Below are 16,482 nucleotides of genomic sequence, written 5' to 3' on the forward strand. Positions count from 1 at the left end.
TGAGTGACTGAATAATAAATTCCTAATTTAGATAAATAGACAATGAAATGGAGCACTGCTTCTTACAGGACAAAAGTTGCTTGATTACTCAGCAACAAAACCAGCTAAATCCTCACCCAAACTGGCCACTGGCTTTTCAACTATACGACCTAATTCATTTTCACCTTGCAATAGAATAATAGTTGGTGAGTACTTTAGAACATATTGCTGATGCAAATCATTAGGTTCTTGTTTGTTATAATTTACCCCGTGTAACGATAAGCTTTGTAACTCAACGCCAGACAAATCCAATAGTTTTAATAGTCTAGGTACTTCACGCTCACTGTCGTGACACCAAGTACCAAATAATACGATGAGAGATTTTCCTGATAAAGATTTTACCGCTGCCATCTCTTCTGAGCTAGGTTGGTATTGCTCATAAGCGGCACGAAATTGTGGATACTCTGCAATCAATTGACTCGCCGAAATCACGCCGGTAAAAGGCTCAGATTTTGCTATGGGCTGTTCTGTCGAATTACAGCTTACCGACACTATCACCAAAAGAGCCAAAAAAAGCGACTTCATATTTATATCCTAGTATTTTTTGAAGGCACTAGACTACCTAAGAATGGGATAAATAAGAATACACAAACGCCATTATATCTAGTTAATCTGAGTTCTGGATAGCTAACTTGAAATCGGGTTAGTTAGCTATTTTTCTTTGCGGTTTGCTCGCAATAGTAATAATAACTACACAGTTTTCATCACATTTAACATCCATTGAATGCCAAATTTGTCGGTCAACATACCAAATCGTGCATCCCAAAATGTTTGTTGTAGAGGCATAGTAACGGAACCATTCTCAGACAATTTTTCGAACAACACACTTTGTTCCTCAACAGAATCTAACTGCACATTAAGATGCATATTATTACCCTTAGTAAAATCACCACCTACTTGTCCATCAGAGGCCATAAAAAGCAAACCATCGGTTTTAAATTCGGCGTGCATCACTTTATCTCGCATCTCTTTTGGCATCTCTTCCCCCCTGGTATCAGCAAAGGTTTGAATAGATAATTCTGCATTTCCAAAACAACTTTGATAAAAATGTAATGCATCTTGGCACTGTCCGTTAAAGTTAAGATAGGGGACTAACTGCTTCATTTGTGGATTTGCCTTTTGTTATTTCTATATTTAATGCCTATGGGAACCTTCAAGTATGCGGATTTCACCGGGCTTGGAAAAATAATCCTCTTCGCTAGATTTAAGTTGATTGGGAATTTCAACAGGCACATGGATACCAATACTATTTTTTATGTTGAGGATATCAGTCAAAATATCCCTACCCTCGGCAGAAAAATAGAACCAGTAAGGTGGTAATGCAGTATCACTTATACGTTTTTGCCAATGGTCTTTGTAAGGTAGAAAGTGTGCATCATCCGGATCGGCATCGCCCAAGTGCATCACAGTGACAGACGAGTCTTGATTTTTTAAGGTCACTCTAAAAACTAAATTCTCAACTTCTGCGCGGCTAGGCCAACCAGCATGAGGAATACGCACCGCATCAATCAGTAAACCAGCAACTTCTATCGTTTTAGGTTGCTGATTAAAGGCTAATTGAATACCAGTTACTTGAGGGTGTATTCGCTCTGCTCCAGCCAATGCCATAAGTTCTTTCACCGCTTGTTCTGGCGCTATTAATTGGGTTGTTGGGTATTTTTGCAAATATTTCAACACCTCATCAGCGGCGAAATGATCACCGTGTGCATGGCTGATAATAATAGCGGTTAAATTATCAAAAGGTGGCGCTGCGCTAAAAATGGCCTGTTTTATGTCTTCAGGCACTAGCTGGTAGGTACCAAAAGCTTGATGAAAAAACGGGTCGAACAACACTTTTTTATCCGCGCTTGTTATTAATACTGCTTCATTTGCAACATAGGTAAGAGAACTTTGATGCGCCAATGCGAAAGGTTGCCCACTTAGAATGAACCACACACAAAAAACCAGCTGTTTCATAACTCTTCCTTTTAGGCTGTTTTTGAATTGGGCTGCTCGGTTTCGCGATACAGCTGCTGCATACATGCTTGCATAGAAGCAAGGTATTCCTTGGCTTCTTTGAGGTTACCTACATCAATATGTTCTTCCACCAAAATAGCAAAATCGCTGAGTTCTTGAAAGCCGTAGCTTCCTGCCGAACCTTTTAATTTGTGCATAAGCGATTTAATTTGATTCCAGTTTTTTTGTTCAATAGCGTCTTGTATATCAGTCAATTTGTCTTTGAAACTCAACCGATAGTTTTGAATTAATTGTGCAAACTCAGAACCTGTATTGTGAGGTTTGCTTTGAGACACATTATCGCCAACTATATCGTGTTTTGTTTCAATTGCGATTCCCTTACCTAAGTACTCAGCCAACATGATATAGAAACGTCCACTATCTATAGGTTTAGGAAAATGGGCACTGGCGCCTGCTGCCAACATCTTGTTTTTACTGTTTGAATCAACATTAGCCGTCAGCATGATAATTGGCCCTTGAAAGCCTCGTTGCTTAAGAATAGTTGTTGCTTGTAAGCCATCCATTTCAGGCATTTGCATATCCATCAAGACTAAATCAAATGTGATATTTTTAGTTGCATTTAGAGCCTGCTGTCCGTCTTCTACTAAGGTAAGTTGCACACCTGTTTTAGCCAACAAATACGCCACCAGTTGACGATTATCTTCATTATCGTCGGCACATAAAATATGCCCTGTTAATTCAGGTATAGCGACATCTGGTTTAGCGTCTCTGAGTAATACTGCATCTGCCTGATTTTGGTTAATCATGACTTGTTTATTGGATGCTTCTACATAAGGCATATACACCGCAAACTGACTTCCTTGACCTTCTTGGCTGGTGACTTTGATATGCCCACCGAGCATTTCTGTTAGTTGTTTACTAATATACAAACCTAAGCCTGTGCCGCCGTATTTTCGACTAGTTGATTGGTTACCTTGAGAAAAAGCAGTAAACAAACGCAATTGTTGTTCATCGCTCATACCCGGGCCAGTATCCGATACTACAAAAATAAAACGCTTCCTATAATTGTCCCAATGAACCTGCAAATCGACCTGCCCTTGATGGGTAAACTTAATAGCGTTATTACACAAATTCAGCAGAATTTGTTTGAGCCTAGTGGGGTCTGAATTAAATTCATAGGGTAAAGGAAAGTTAAGTTTAAGATTAAAGCTTAGATGTTTTTCTCTAGCGAACCCCTCCATGTAAGCCGTTACTTCTTGCAACAAGCCAACCAAACTGATGTTGGCTTTTTCAAGTTGAATTTTACCCGCCTCAATTTTCGATAAATCTAATACATCATTAACAATATTGAGCAAATATTGCCCGCCATTATGAACTGCCAAGATGGCTTTGGCTTTATCATCTTCACTGGCATACACATCACTTAAAATTTCTGAATAACCAATAATAGAATTCAGAGGAGTGCGAATTTCGTGGCTGACATTGGCCAGAAAACGGCTTTTGGCATCTGTCGCTGATGCAGCAAGTTGTTGCTCTTTTTGGGCAATTTCTACTTGATATTTAATAGTGTTTGTTTGGCGAATTTCTTCAGCTTGATCTTTTATTTTTTGCTCACGCTCCATAACAGCACTTTGCATACTGCTGAATTCCCGGGCTAATTCACCCAACTCACTTTTTTCAGATACTTCAATTTGGTCAGTATAACTGCCACTTGCCACCAATTTAGCAGCTTGTAACAAACGTCCTACTGGCCGCGTGATACTGCGAGCAATAAAAAATGAGCCCAACAACGCCAGTAATATGCCTACTATAAAAAAGGGTAATAACTCCAACATAAAAACATTGCGACTTTTTAACCAATCGCTGATTGAATCTTGCAGCACCACAACAAAATGCTGCTCTTGGTTATTAAAAATACTAAAAGGTAAGGCGACCCAATCTTCTGAGCCCATAATATGCATATCAATTGTTGCGCCTTGAGCAACAAAACGCCCTGTCACTTGTTGCAGCTCTTGTTGAACCGTTACACTATTGTTTAGGGTCGATAAAAGTAGTTGATTTTGATTGCCGCTTACCACCAAAAAATTGATGTCCAGTGAAATCAGGGACTTTATTCTATCTAGAAAAGCAAGATCCAATTTCTTGCCCATCAACAGCCAACCTATAGTAGCCGGTGCTTTGATTGGCTCAGCCGACATCATAAAAGGTTCGTTTCCAACCATAGCAATCCATGGCTTATTTTGTTGTTTGGTATCTAAATTTTGAGCCAAAAACCTGTCTACGGTGAGATCTTCTCCGCCATATTGGGCAATCAACATAAAGGTTTTATCCAACACTAAAGCTATATCAGCATTGATACGCTTGCCATGATTAAACAACACACTTTTAATCGACTCAGCATCCTCCCCCTGCCCTATTGCACTGCGCAGCGCCCAGTCTTTGGCGATGGTTTCTACGCTTGAATCCAGATGTTGTTTAGCGATAACCACTTCATTCATAAATACATTTTTGCCCACGTTTAAGCGAGCAACAAATTCACGTTCGGCTTGGTTATAGGCTGCCTGATAGATACTGACTAAGGTCAAAGAAAATACCAAAGTAAACAAACTCACCACCAGCAAAAATATCTTTCTTTGCAGTGGAGTCCAAATTAGTTGTTTACCTTTGTGTAAGCGTGATTTCACAAAATATTCTCGATTTACGGAGGAAGTGTTAATTACTAATGCCAGAAGGTCTACAGTCACCAAATCAAAACCGGTGGTTCAAGCAAACCTGAGGCTAGCACATTTAGGTGATTTTTAGCATTTTCGACTATTCAGTTTAAAGTATAAATCTCTAGCTAAATGTATTTGCTCACATTTTTATCACTTTAATAGGCAGTGCTTCAAAACTAATGAACTTAAGGGTAATCGTTTTAGCCGCACATTATAAGCTTCCCTAAATTCGTCAAAGATATTAAAAACTACCAAAACCAAAATCACCTTCTATGCTTAATTGATTTCTACAAAACATGGATAGCTATATGAATATCGTTGATTTTACAACCAACACCTCAACCTGGAGTCTGGTAATTCACAAGGTCACTCAAACATCAGTGGTACTTTGGGCGGGTACTTTGTTTGGAACATTGCGAAAACCTCAATTAGCGAGGTTAATTGTGAGCTTAGATGGCAATGAAATCAGTCGAGAAGATATCACGCTAGACCAATGGCAACGTCCTTTCAGTAGGTTAAGTCAGCGTTTTTATGACACCCGTTTGATATCAGGCCTACAAGCTGGGCAAAGCTACACTGTGGAATTTTATCAACGCTTAGAAGGCAAAGAGCATGAAGGTCAAAATCAATGGCAACGGTTACGCAGTGGTACATTTTCGACTTTACCTTCAGGGCTACCAACTAATAAAAACAAGGCCTTTACTGTGGCGCTGAGTAGTTGTTTTTACGAGCATCGCGATTGTGGTCAGGCTGCTCGTGCATTTAAAGCTTTGTACGAACGTGGCGATGAATCAGTTAGGCCTGACATTAAATTTATGGTGGGCGATCAAGTGTATTTAGATATAGGACTAGATTCACTGTCACCACTGACTAATGAAGTACGTCAGCGAGTGGCGGAAGACTACGCCAAACATTGGCAAGTACTAGGTAGTATATTAGCCCGAGGCGGCACCTGGATGTTGCCAGATGACCATGAGTTTTGGAATGATTATCCGTTTTACGACGGCTTGTTACCTACTCTGTTCATGTTAAAAATAAAAAAAATTCGCAATGCCTGGAAAGGCGCATCCCGTGATGGCGTGTTAAAGGTACAACAAAGTAGCAAGGTTGATACTTTTGAAATCGGCACCGACCTTTCTTTTTGTGTAGCTGATTTACGCTCATATCGCAGTAAAACGCAATTTATCGATAAACAAGGCTTTGATACAATGCTTAGCTGGACAGAAGGATTAGATAAACCTGGGGTGTTGGTGATCCCACAAGTATTACTAGCAGAAAAAAATAAGCTGGAACGCAATCTCTTGAGTTTCAAAAAACAATATTCACAGCTGATTACTGCCATGGCCAGTTCAGGCCATGACATAGTAGTTATGTCGGGTGACGTGCATTTTGGTCGCATTGCGCAGGTTAAAATGGGGGCTCAAGGCGGCAGATTGATTGAAGTAGTGTCGTCGCCTATGTCGAACTTAACTGGGTTAAACAGTTTGGCTTCTGATAAAGCCAAAACCACTCCTAAACACTTTCCTGACCCAGCAGTCATCGACATCCCAGAATTTGAACCACAAGCTGTGCAATACGATAAAAACTTTAATGTACATACCAGAAAAGGTTTCCCTTTATCGGCCTACTGGAAAGAACGCACGCGCGAACATTTTATGACAGTAAGTTTTCACAAAAATACAGCAAGCGTAGGCATGTCAGTGCAAGCATGGCGTATTCGACAACAAGACAGTGAGCGACTGCCTGTTAAAGACTTTAAACAGGCTTTTACGATGACTTTAAAATAATAAGTTATAAGGATTAGAACGTGTTTGGCGAAAGATTTACCGATACAATACGTTCTATACCTCGTTGCTTGTTCTTCCAAGCATAATAGTTACTTTCTTTCCGTTTTTTAAAATAATTTAAGGACCTCATGTGATGCGCTTAATTACGCCTAGCCATTTACTTTTTCTATCAATTTTAATATTAACTGGCTGCTCTGATCCTGAATTGCAAATGCAACAAAAACCAGCGCCTGAAGTAGATATTAGTCATCCCATTCAAACAGTCATCACTCAGTGGGACGAATACACCGGCAGATTTGCCGCGGTTAACCATGTGGAAATACGGGCACGAGTCAGTGGATATTTACAAAAAACCAATTTTAAAGACGGTCAAGCCGTCAAAAAAGACGAAGTGTTATATGTGATAGACCAACGTTCATTCAAAATTGCCCTTAAAAGCGCGGAGTCTAGGTTCGAATTAGCCAAAAAAGAATTGGAAAGAGGTAAAGACTTACGTAGCAAAAATTCGCTGTCGCAAGAAGAAGTAGATCGCAGGGTCAATGAATTTGATCTCGCTTGGGCAGCCCTTGAAAATGCCAAACTGGATATGGAGTTCACTGAGATTAAATCACCTATAGATGGGGTCGTTTCAAGGGATTTTGTGAACGTGGGTAATCTTGTAACAGGTGGCGCATCAGGCGCAACATTGCTTACCACAGTTGTATCAGTGGATCCTATTCACTTCTATTTTGATGCGGGAGAAAGGGATCTTTTAAAATATATACGCTTAAGTCAGTCTGACAAACGTGAAAGCTCACGTACAAAATCCAATCCTGTGCAAGTGCGCTTGCAAGATGAAGAAGAGTTTAGGCATTTAGGTGTCATGGACTTTGTTGATAACCAGATAGACTCAGGCACAGGTACTATACAAGGTAGAGCTATTTTAGATAATCCAGGTGGCTTTATTTTGCCCGGTTTTTTTGGTCGTATGCGTTTGTTATCTCAAGAAAATGTTTCAGTTATCTTAGTACCTGATACCAGTATCGGTACAGATCAGTCACGTAAATTTGTGTACGTTGTGAATAGTGAAAATAAAATTGACAGAAAATTTGTCTCATTAGGTGAATTATACACTCAAGAGTTACGAATTATTACTGAAGGTTTAAGCGCCGAAGACAATGTAATAGTGAATGGCATGATGCGAGCCAGACCAGGTGCTTTAGTGTCACCAAAACAAGTCGACCTTACTAGCCAATACAGCTACTAACTGGAAATAGCCAAATGAACTTCTCGCAGTTTTTTATATCTAGACCCAAATTTGCTTCTGTTTTAGCCATAATAGTACTGATAATAGGTAGTCTTGCGTACCAAATATTACCTATTGAACAATACCCACAAGTTGCACCGCCTACTATACAAGTAACAGCTTCCTATCCAGGCGCCAATGCCGAAATAGCCGCACAAACAGTGGCCACGCCACTGGAACAACAGATAAATGGCGTGGAAAACATGCTGTATATCTCTTCGCAATCTACTGCAGACGGTAATGTCACTATCACAGTTACCTTTAAATTAGGTACCGATTTAGACACGGCTCAAGTGCAAGTGCAAAACCGCGTCGCTATAGCTGAACCACGCCTACCAGAGCCAGTTCGACGCATTGGTGTCACTACTATTAAAAATTCACCTGACTTGATGTTAGTGGTGAATATGTTTTCGCCAAATGGCACCTACGATCAAACCTACATTGCTAACTATGTGACCTTACAAGTGCGTGACCAATTAGCACGTGTTCAAGGTGTAGGTAACATTTTAGTATTTGGAGCCAGTCAGTATTCTATGCGGGTTTGGCTTGATCCAGATCGTGTCGCCTCTATCGGTATGACCGCAGGTGAAGTGATTAGCGCGTTACAAGGTCAAAATATCCAAGTCGCCAGTGGAACCCTAAATAAGTCACCTATCACCCAAGGTCAGACTGCATTTGAATTAAGTGTACAAACTAAAGGTCGCTTAATTGAGCCAGAACAATTTAATAATGTCATTATTAAAAATACCGAAGGCAGAATAGTACGCTTTAAAGACGTAGGTAGAGTTGAGCTAGGGGCCGAGAGTTATGCTACTAGAGGCTATTTAGGTGATAAAAAAGCCGTGGCAATGCCTATATTTCAGCGCCCCGGTACTAATGCCTTAGAAACGGCAGCAACCATTCGTAGCATTATGGAAGAGTTATCTGCCAGTTTCCCACCAGATTTGGCCTACGACATAGCTTACAATCCTACTGAGTTTATTAGTCAATCAATTGATGCGGTTGAAGTCACCATCTACGAAGCTATAGGCTTAGTGGTATTAGTGATCCTAGTATTTTTACAAAACTGGCGAGCGGCCGTTATTCCCATTTTCGCTATACCGGTTTCACTAATAGGTACATTTGCAGTGATGAGTGCACTAGGCTTTTCACTGAATAACCTTACCTTATTTGGTTTAGTGCTAGCCATAGGCATAGTGGTTGATGACGCCATAGTGGTAGTGGAAAACATGGAGCGTCTGTTATCCCAAGGCCAGAAGCCGATGCAAGCTGCGCGAGAAACTATGCGCGAAGTGGGTGGCGCAGTTATGGCCATTGGTTTGGTGTTGGTCGCAGTATTTTTGCCCACCGCTTTTGTGGGCGGTATTTCAGGGCAATTTTATAGCCAATTTGGTATCACCATAGCCGTAGCCACAATTATTTCTGTGGCGGTATCCTTAATCCTAAGTCCCGCCCTATCAGCTGTGTTGCTTAAGCCCCATAAACCAGCAAAGGATAAACCGGGTTTATTAACGCGACTAGGTGATGCTTTTAACCGCTTGATGGACAAAACGTCTCAGTTATACGGAAGATTAACTACCCAGTTAATTCGATTAGGTGCGTTGATGTCTTTAGTCTATGTAGGGCTAATGGTTTTGGCTGGGTATTTATTCACTTCTGTGCCCCAAGGTTTTATACCAGCGCAAGATCAAGGCTACTTAATTGTTAGTATTCAATTGCCCGCTGGCGCCTCTTTGTCGCGCACCGATGATGTAGTAAAAGATGCTGTAGGCAGGTTATTAAAAATTGACGGCATTCGAACCTCTGTAGGTTTTGCAGGATTTTCTGGTGCTACTTTTACTAATGCGTCTAATTCTGCTGCCATATTCACTATGATGGACTACTTTGACGATCGCTCAGCGAAAGGTTTAACTTTCGAGCAAATATTAGCTGAAGTCCGCAATCAAATGGCACAAATCAAAGAAGCCTTTGTAGTGGTCATTCCACCTCCAGCAGTGCGTGGTATTGGTAATGGTGGAGGCTTTAAAATGATGATAGAAGACAGAGCCGGTCGTGGCCTACCTGTTTTAGAACAAGCTATGTGGCAATTGGCAGGTGCAGCCAATCAAGCCCCTGCGACTCAATCTGTTTTTAGTTTATTTGAAACCAATACACCACAACTTTATGTGGATATAGACCGAGAGCGCGTTGAACGTTTAGGGGTGCCAGTATCAGAGGTATTTAGTGCCTTAGAAATCTATTTAGGTAGCGCTTTTGTTAATGATTTTAGTTACCTAGGAAGAACCTTTAGAGTAACAGCCCAAGCCGATTCGCCTTTTAGAATGACACCTGATGATATTGGCCGCATTCGAGTGAAGAACTTCTCTGGTGATATGGTGCCTCTTAGCTCAGTGGTGACTTTCAAGTACCAATCAGGTCCGTCACGAGTGCCTAGATACAATTTATATCCCGCCGCTGACTTATTGGGTACCGCCGCACCTGGATTTAGCTCAGGTGAAGCTATTGCCAGTATGGAAAAGCTCGCTGCAGAAATATTACCTGATGGTATTAGCTTTGAATGGACAGAACTGGCCTACCAACAGCAAATAGCCGGTAACTCAGCGATCATTGCCTTTGTCATGGCAGTGGTATTTGTGTTCTTGTTATTAGTTGCATTATACGAAAGCTGGACCTTACCTTTGGCGGTTATATTAATAGTACCCATGTGTCTGCTCAGCGCGATTACAGGTGTGTGGCTAATGGGTATGGATAATAATATTCTGACTCAAGTGGGCTTGATTGTTTTAGTGGGGCTTGCCAGCAAAAATGCGATTTTAATTGTTGAGTTTGCCCGCCATCTAGAGCAACAAGGCAGCCCTCTTTACGAGGCTGCGGTTGAAGCTGCAAAACTAAGACTACGCCCTATTCTTATGACGTCTTTCGCCTTTATTCTTGGTGTTATCCCACTCGCTATCGCCACAGGCGCGGGTGCAGAAATGCGTCAAGCATTAGGCGTAACAGTTTTTAGTGGCATGTTAGGAGTGACTTTCTTTGGCCTGCTATTTACCCCAGTTTTTTACGTACTCTGTAGAAGATTATCAATGTTCGTCAAGGGCCAAAAGCTTGATGAAAATGGATGTGTACCGGTAAAAGTCGCTGAATAGTGTAATCTGATCAAGATAAAAGTGGCTGTTTGATACAGCCACTTTTTTATTCTTTATGGTTTCGTAACAGTATCAGCCTGACACTTTTCAGGTGAAACACGACAATCAACAACATCGGGAAAACGACTATTTAACAGCTTGTTAAACCAGTCCACAAACCTTATTCCATCTATTTCTGTCGAATAAAAATGCTTAAAGCGCAGAATAGTATGTATATCCCCACTTGCTAAATAATAAGTCAATGGTGCAACCTGACTGCTTAATGACTTGTATGTTTGGCCAATAGCATCAACAAGTACATCAGTGTCTCCTAACATTTTTTTAAACATAACCTGGACTTTATCTTCAGCGCTATCATAAAGTGCAAAACTGATCTTAGGATGATGTTTGTCTTCAACCCCATAAAACGAATAGAAACTCTTTAATTCTTTCTGAAAACCAGCGTATTTGTTTTTATCTAAAGGACTAAAAACCGACCATTGTTCTAAAATTTTCGGCACTTGGTCTGACCGGTATCCTGCCGCGCCGTCAGCAAAGCTAAGCACTTCTGCATTGGGAAACATGGTAGCGGCACGTCCAGCATATATTGGTGCAGCCAAAGCACCGGCGCTAGCCCCTGCAATCACCACTTTTTCTGGTGACATGTTGTCCTCGATCCATTGTAAAACAGCTTGAGTGTTTGCCGCACCCGCATGTTGTATGTCGAATTCATGTTTATCAGCGGCGACATATTTACGTTCTGCTGAGCCTAAATGCACATCACCGGTACAATAAGGGGCAAAAACCATGCTCCAATCTTTAACGGGGTTTTCGGGGTTATCTAGGTCGAAAATACCGTTATGCTGGCTGGGATCATTATGTGCAACGTCAGCTCTAGGAACATAAGCTTTTCTTTCTGCTCGGGCGTCACAGGTTTGTGCATTCCAACACGCCCCACCACCATTTAGAAAAACAAAAAGTTTGTCTGTTTTACCTGGCTTAACATGAAATTTATAGGGACTACCATCAGAACACTGCGTATCCCCACCAGGCTCAACTACCTGCCAAGTAGATCCAGCTTTAGTCTTGGTTGTTTTGTCCAGCGCCTCGGCAGAAAAAGCAGAGAAACTGTGTAAAGACAAGGTTAAACAAAAGCAACTCAAGAGTGCTACTCGTCGAAAATTTAGTAAAAACATATTAGGATTCCCATTCATCGTGTTCAATTCGTTGTTCGGCAAAAAAAGTATCAATTTTATCTAGAGCTAAATACAATCCATCTCGTTCTTTTTTTGTCAGGCAAGACTCTATTTCTTCGGCAAAACGTTTACGTTCAGGTGACAAGGCATCATGAGTATCGGCACCTTTTTGTGTCAACACTATGAGTTGAGTCCGACGATCACGCTTTGAGCGTCTCACGTCAATTAACCCAACATTCTTTAAATGTTTTACTGCGCGAGAAATAGTCGTAGAATCTAGGCCAATTTCATTGGCTAACTCCTTATTAGTTTTTGGTCCAGTGGCAGCAAGAAGGGCTAAAGTTCTCCAGTCTCGCATACTGACCGAGATATCGTTAACCTCAACTTTACCGCGAAATGCAAGATCCCGAGTAAGCTTAAAAACACGATATGGTAAATATTCGGCCAAATTTAGAGGTTTTCTAATCAGCAGATCTTTAGGTGATTTTCTCTGCGGTGAATTAAATTTTACGAGATTCGATATAACAGTATCCTCCAAATAATAGCGAGACACGGAAAGTAAGTCGTGTTTTGTAAACATCAATCATAGATAAACACTAAACACTCCTATACATCTAAGCTCATATTATTTCAACGTGACGCAAATATACACAGCAAAAGCATACAATTAAATGTATTTGCATTCAATAACAAACGATTGCAATATGATTAACAGAATGTGGAGCAAACGTTAAACGGCATAGGGGAAAGTCTGTTTAACAAAGACGTAATCAAAAGAGAGAAACTAACTTAATGCATGAACACCTGTTAGCTACATTTTTGCTTTCAACAGATGCGGTTTCCCAAGATACCCAAAGTATTAGCCTAGACATGCAGAGGTTGGGTCAGACTTATTATTGGTGGTGTTGTTCGATGGTGAGCCACCTATGATGTGTCTAGCTCTTGGAATGAACAAAAATAGCCGAACTGATTTTTGCTGCACAACTATCAGGCATGTATATTATTTCACTGTAAGTATTAACGGGCTAAGATAGTAGACCTGAATTTTACTGAAAATAATCACCGCGGATTTGCACATAGCTAATTCGTAAAACCAGCCACTTAAGTGAGGCTCATAGGAGACATCTAATGCATAAAAGTAAACTTAACCCGATTCTAATTTCTATATTAATGAGCCCTGTTTTTGCGTTTAACAGCATGGCACAAGTTGACACGGAAACGACAGTCGCAGAAAAAAAGTCAAAAGGTCTAGAGAGAATACTAGTTACCGCACAAAAACGAACCCAAAATATTAATGAAGTGCCCATATCTATCTCTACTATGAACAGTGATGCCATTTCACAGACAGGGGTTAGACAACTCAAAGACGTTGCCGAGTTTATACCAAACTTAGTTATCAGTGATGGCACCGACTTTACCTCAGAAGTCAGAATTCGTGGTGTGGGAGCAAACAGTCGTAATATTGGATTTGATACCCGTGTAGGTGTGTATCTTGATGGCGTATATTTAGGTCAGTCTCCAGCACTAAACCAAGAACTATTAGATCTGGAACGAATTGAAGTATTACGTGGGCCACAAGGCACTTTATTTGGCAAAAATACTGTAGCAGGCGCCATTAATCTTATATCTAAAGAGCCCTCAGACACTTTAGAAGGCCATATAGGCGCTGAATTAGGTAATTTAAATGCCAAACAATTAACGGCTTCTCTCAATCTTCCTATAAGTGACAAACTAGCAGCTAAATTTTCTTTTAATAAACAAACTCGAGATGGGTTTGTCACCAACCTTGCTACTGGAAATGACAACATCAACGAGCAAGATGCCACTTCATATCGAGCTCAAGTTCGCTATGACATGAGTGAAAGCTTTAAGGCCAACTTATCAATAGATGGAATGCAAAGTGACCGAACATCCTATACAGGGGAACCGATTACCGACACTTTCGGCAGGGAGCTCACCTCTGAATCACCAAAACTATTTGAGATAAGTTCAACCTCTGATCCAGTCGAAGAACGAGACATTAATGGTATCGCACTTACGTTAGATTGGTCTTTAGATAATGGTCATGACGTACGTTCAATTACTGCCTTTAGAGATAGCGAAATTTCATATAGTAACGATAGTGATTATTCTGCATTGGACTTATTACATATAGGTTATAACGATGCCTATGAACAAACTAGCCAAGAGTTCCAGTATATTTCACCCGCTAATTCAAAACTCGAATATGTGGCTGGATTGTATCTATATAGCCAAGATTCTGAAACATCTAGAACGGTATTTGCATCCCCAATTTCTGCACAAATATTTGGAACAGACCCAAGCAACCCAACAAGAAACCACGGAGACGTAGAGACCACAACAGTGGCGTTATTTGTTAGTGGTGATTACGAACTCTCTGAACATTTAAAATTGGGATTTGGGGTACGGTTATCAACAGAAGACAAAAAAGTCGATTGGGAAACAATTGGCACTGGATCTGGTGCTTTTGGTATTGCAACAGGCAGTGTCATCGATAAAAGAACTGATAATCATATTGCCCCAACTGTTAGTTTAAATTACGCGCTGAATGACGACCTAAATACTTATATTAAATATGGTAATGGCTATAAAAGTGGTGGCTACAACCTTGACTTCATTGATACTTCTACACTTGAAGGCGGTATTGGTTACGATAAAGAGACTGTAGATAATTTCGAAATCGGTGTAAAAGGTTCGGCCTTAGATAAGAATTTATCTTTTTCATTTGCCGCATTCCACGCCAAATACAGCGATTACCAAGTTAGTCAATTTATTGATTTGGGAGAAGGCCAAACGTCTATCAGCATTCGTAATGCAGCAGAGGTCGAAACGAATGGACTGGAAGCTGAAATAACCTATTTACTGACTGATGAATTAACATTAAATTTTGCAGCCGGTTTACTCGATACAGAATTTGTTAGTTTCCCTGGTGGTGGTGCCGGTGGTAGTGATGCATCAGGCAATCAACTTCCCAAAGCGCCTGAAGCATCATTTAACTTAGGTTTGCAATATTATTACCCCATAGATGTATTTGGAGCTGATCTTTTAGCGCGACTGGATTATTCCTATTCCGATTCCTACTACACAGATGTGAACAATATTAATATTCAATTATTAGCATCTGGAGACAGTGTTCGATTTGGTTCTGTGCCGTCGAATTCTCTACTCAATGCAAGACTGGGTTTAATTTCACATAATGATGATTGGACAGTTTCACTTTGGGCCAGAAACTTAACTGACGAAGTGTACCTAACCAATAACAACCGTGACTTTTTTGGAACCTTAGTTAACTACTATGGCACACCAAGGACTTTTGGGATCGAACTTGAATATAAATTCTAAAGTTAGTGGACTAACTTTGTCTTAATAGAAATATTTTGCAGGGAATGGTCAATGTTACTAAAAGCTCAGTGTTTACTGAAAGTAGTAGTAGAAAATTAGTTTGAATAAAAAAGTGGCTGGGTTACAGCCACTTTTTTGATTCAATTAAGCTTGTATTGGAATAACGCGCAACTCAACACGTCTATTTTTTTGACGACCTTGGGCGTTATCATTACTCCCTATTGGCTGACTCTCGCCCATACCAAGAGTCTGTAAGCGGTTGGCATCAACATTCGTACCTTGCAGGTAATTGGCTACACTGTTTGCTCGTTGGATCGATAACTGGGTATTATAATTTGCATCACCAACAGAATCAGTGTGCCCCTCAATGCTCAACTTAGTTTTGTCATAACGATTCAGCACTTTTGCTACATCTTCAAGTACAGGATAAAAACCCGTTACCAGCGAAGCACTATCGTTGGAAAACGTAATATTGCCCGGGATCGATAAACGGATGTTGTCGCCTTCTCGATACACTTCTACCCCACTGTTTGCAAGTTCATCACGAAACTCTTGTTCTTGTTTATCCATATAGTTGCCAATGGCACCACCAGCTAATGCGCCTAAGGCGGCTCCCCAAACATAACGACTTTTATCATTATCGCCAGTCCCTTTACCCGCCAGTGCACCAAGCACAGCACCGATACCAGCACCTTTCTGAGTATTGCTCGCATTAGTTGCACAACCTGAGATAATTAAGGTAGATAACATCGCTGCAATCATTGTCTTTTTCATGTTTACTCCTCGATAACAATCATTAAACTCAAAGCACAAGTTGCACGAATCATTCCAAAAAAGCCAATGGATGAGTTATTTATTTTTGATGATAATCAAGTAGTTAAATGAAAAATAAGGAGATGATTTAGATATTTCAATTTGAAGCTTGGTGAGTAGTTATTATTTACACTGGATTTGTAAATTTTACTTGGTAAATTTTTGATCGCTAATTAAGTATTAGTCAAGTTCGCTTGTTAAATGTGC

Annotated in this window: 11 protein-coding genes; 4 read left to right on the plus strand and 7 right to left on the minus strand. The window is 40.5% G+C overall.

What is annotated here, in order from left to right; translation table 11 throughout:
- Nucleotides 1-84: 84 nt before the first annotated feature.
- The 4 genes from GARC_RS13200 to GARC_RS13215 form a co-directional block, all read right to left on the minus strand.
- The gene (locus GARC_RS13200; protein ID WP_007620865.1) at nt 85-564 is read right to left on the minus strand and encodes a thioredoxin domain-containing protein; all 480 of its coding nucleotides are present in this window, start codon (nt 562-564) and stop codon (nt 85-87) included.
- A 165-nt stretch (nt 565-729) separates the two neighbouring features.
- Nucleotides 730-1,143: a VOC family protein gene (locus GARC_RS13205; protein ID WP_007620867.1), complete on the minus strand. Its 414-nt coding sequence runs from the start codon at nt 1,141-1,143 to the stop codon at nt 730-732.
- A 30-nt stretch (nt 1,144-1,173) separates the two neighbouring features.
- On the minus strand, nt 1,174-1,995 hold the full coding sequence (locus tag GARC_RS13210) for an MBL fold metallo-hydrolase (protein ID WP_007620870.1): 822 nt from the start codon (nt 1,993-1,995) through the stop codon (nt 1,174-1,176).
- A gap of 11 nt (nt 1,996-2,006) precedes the next feature.
- Nucleotides 2,007-4,679: an ATP-binding protein gene (locus GARC_RS13215; RefSeq protein ID WP_007620872.1), complete on the minus strand. Its 2,673-nt coding sequence runs from the start codon at nt 4,677-4,679 to the stop codon at nt 2,007-2,009.
- A gap of 338 nt (nt 4,680-5,017) precedes the next feature.
- On the opposite strand from GARC_RS13215, the gene GARC_RS13220 reads away from it, so the two are divergent.
- From GARC_RS13220 to GARC_RS13230, 3 genes are all read left to right on the plus strand, one after another.
- Nucleotides 5,018-6,496, plus strand: coding sequence for a metallophosphoesterase family protein (locus GARC_RS13220; RefSeq protein WP_007620874.1), 1,479 nt, complete (start codon nt 5,018-5,020; stop codon nt 6,494-6,496).
- A 133-nt stretch (nt 6,497-6,629) separates the two neighbouring features.
- Entirely contained in the window at nt 6,630-7,742 is a 1,113-nt protein-coding gene (locus tag GARC_RS13225; protein WP_007620876.1) for an efflux RND transporter periplasmic adaptor subunit, read from the plus strand.
- Nucleotides 7,743-7,756: 14 nt separating this feature from the next.
- Entirely contained in the window at nt 7,757-10,924 is a 3,168-nt protein-coding gene (locus GARC_RS13230) for an efflux RND transporter permease subunit (RefSeq protein ID WP_007620878.1), read from the plus strand.
- 53 nt (nt 10,925-10,977) lie between these two features.
- Here the strand turns inward: GARC_RS13230 and GARC_RS25975 are convergent, their stop codons facing one another.
- Both GARC_RS25975 and GARC_RS13240 read right to left on the minus strand, forming a co-directional pair.
- On the minus strand, nt 10,978-12,099 hold the full coding sequence (locus GARC_RS25975; protein WP_007620881.1) for a pectin acetylesterase-family hydrolase: 1,122 nt from the start codon (nt 12,097-12,099) through the stop codon (nt 10,978-10,980).
- 1 nt (nt 12,100) lies between these two features.
- Nucleotides 12,101-12,547 carry a MarR family winged helix-turn-helix transcriptional regulator gene (locus GARC_RS13240; protein WP_161603932.1) on the minus strand — a complete coding sequence of 149 codons (447 nt, stop codon included), beginning with the start codon at nt 12,545-12,547 and terminating at the stop codon, nt 12,101-12,103.
- Between the two features lie 680 nt (nt 12,548-13,227).
- Between GARC_RS13240 and GARC_RS13245 the strand changes: the two genes are divergently transcribed.
- Nucleotides 13,228-15,462, plus strand: coding sequence for a TonB-dependent receptor (locus GARC_RS13245; RefSeq protein ID WP_007620888.1), 2,235 nt, complete (start codon nt 13,228-13,230; stop codon nt 15,460-15,462).
- A 144-nt stretch (nt 15,463-15,606) separates the two neighbouring features.
- On the opposite strand, the gene GARC_RS13250 is transcribed toward GARC_RS13245, so the two are convergent.
- Nucleotides 15,607-16,236 (minus strand): OmpA family protein, encoded by a 630-nt coding sequence (locus GARC_RS13250; RefSeq protein ID WP_007620890.1) that lies wholly within the window; start codon nt 16,234-16,236, stop codon nt 15,607-15,609.
- Nucleotides 16,237-16,482 lie beyond the last annotated feature (246 nt).

The sequence above is a fragment of the Paraglaciecola arctica BSs20135 genome, from assembly GCF_000314995.1.
GTDB classification, from domain to species: domain Bacteria; phylum Pseudomonadota; class Gammaproteobacteria; order Enterobacterales; family Alteromonadaceae; genus Paraglaciecola; species Paraglaciecola arctica.

Coding starts and splice junctions, on each gene's coding strand:
- GARC_RS13200 (WP_007620865.1), bottom strand. CDS start 564: ATGAAGTCGCTTTTTTTGGCTCTTTTGGTGATAGTGTCGGTAAGCTGT.
- GARC_RS13205 (WP_007620867.1), bottom strand. CDS start 1,143: ATGAAGCAGTTAGTCCCCTATCTTAACTTTAACGGACAGTGCCAAGAT.
- GARC_RS13210 (WP_007620870.1), bottom strand. CDS start 1,995: ATGAAACAGCTGGTTTTTTGTGTGTGGTTCATTCTAAGTGGGCAACCT.
- GARC_RS13220 (WP_007620874.1), top strand. CDS start 5,018: ATGAATATCGTTGATTTTACAACCAACACCTCAACCTGGAGTCTGGTA.
- GARC_RS13225 (WP_007620876.1), top strand. CDS start 6,630: ATGCGCTTAATTACGCCTAGCCATTTACTTTTTCTATCAATTTTAATA.
- GARC_RS13230 (WP_007620878.1), top strand. CDS start 7,757: ATGAACTTCTCGCAGTTTTTTATATCTAGACCCAAATTTGCTTCTGTT.
- GARC_RS25975 (WP_007620881.1), bottom strand. CDS start 12,099: ATGTTTTTACTAAATTTTCGACGAGTAGCACTCTTGAGTTGCTTTTGT.
- GARC_RS13245 (WP_007620888.1), top strand. CDS start 13,228: ATGCATAAAAGTAAACTTAACCCGATTCTAATTTCTATATTAATGAGC.
- GARC_RS13250 (WP_007620890.1), bottom strand. CDS start 16,236: ATGAAAAAGACAATGATTGCAGCGATGTTATCTACCTTAATTATCTCA.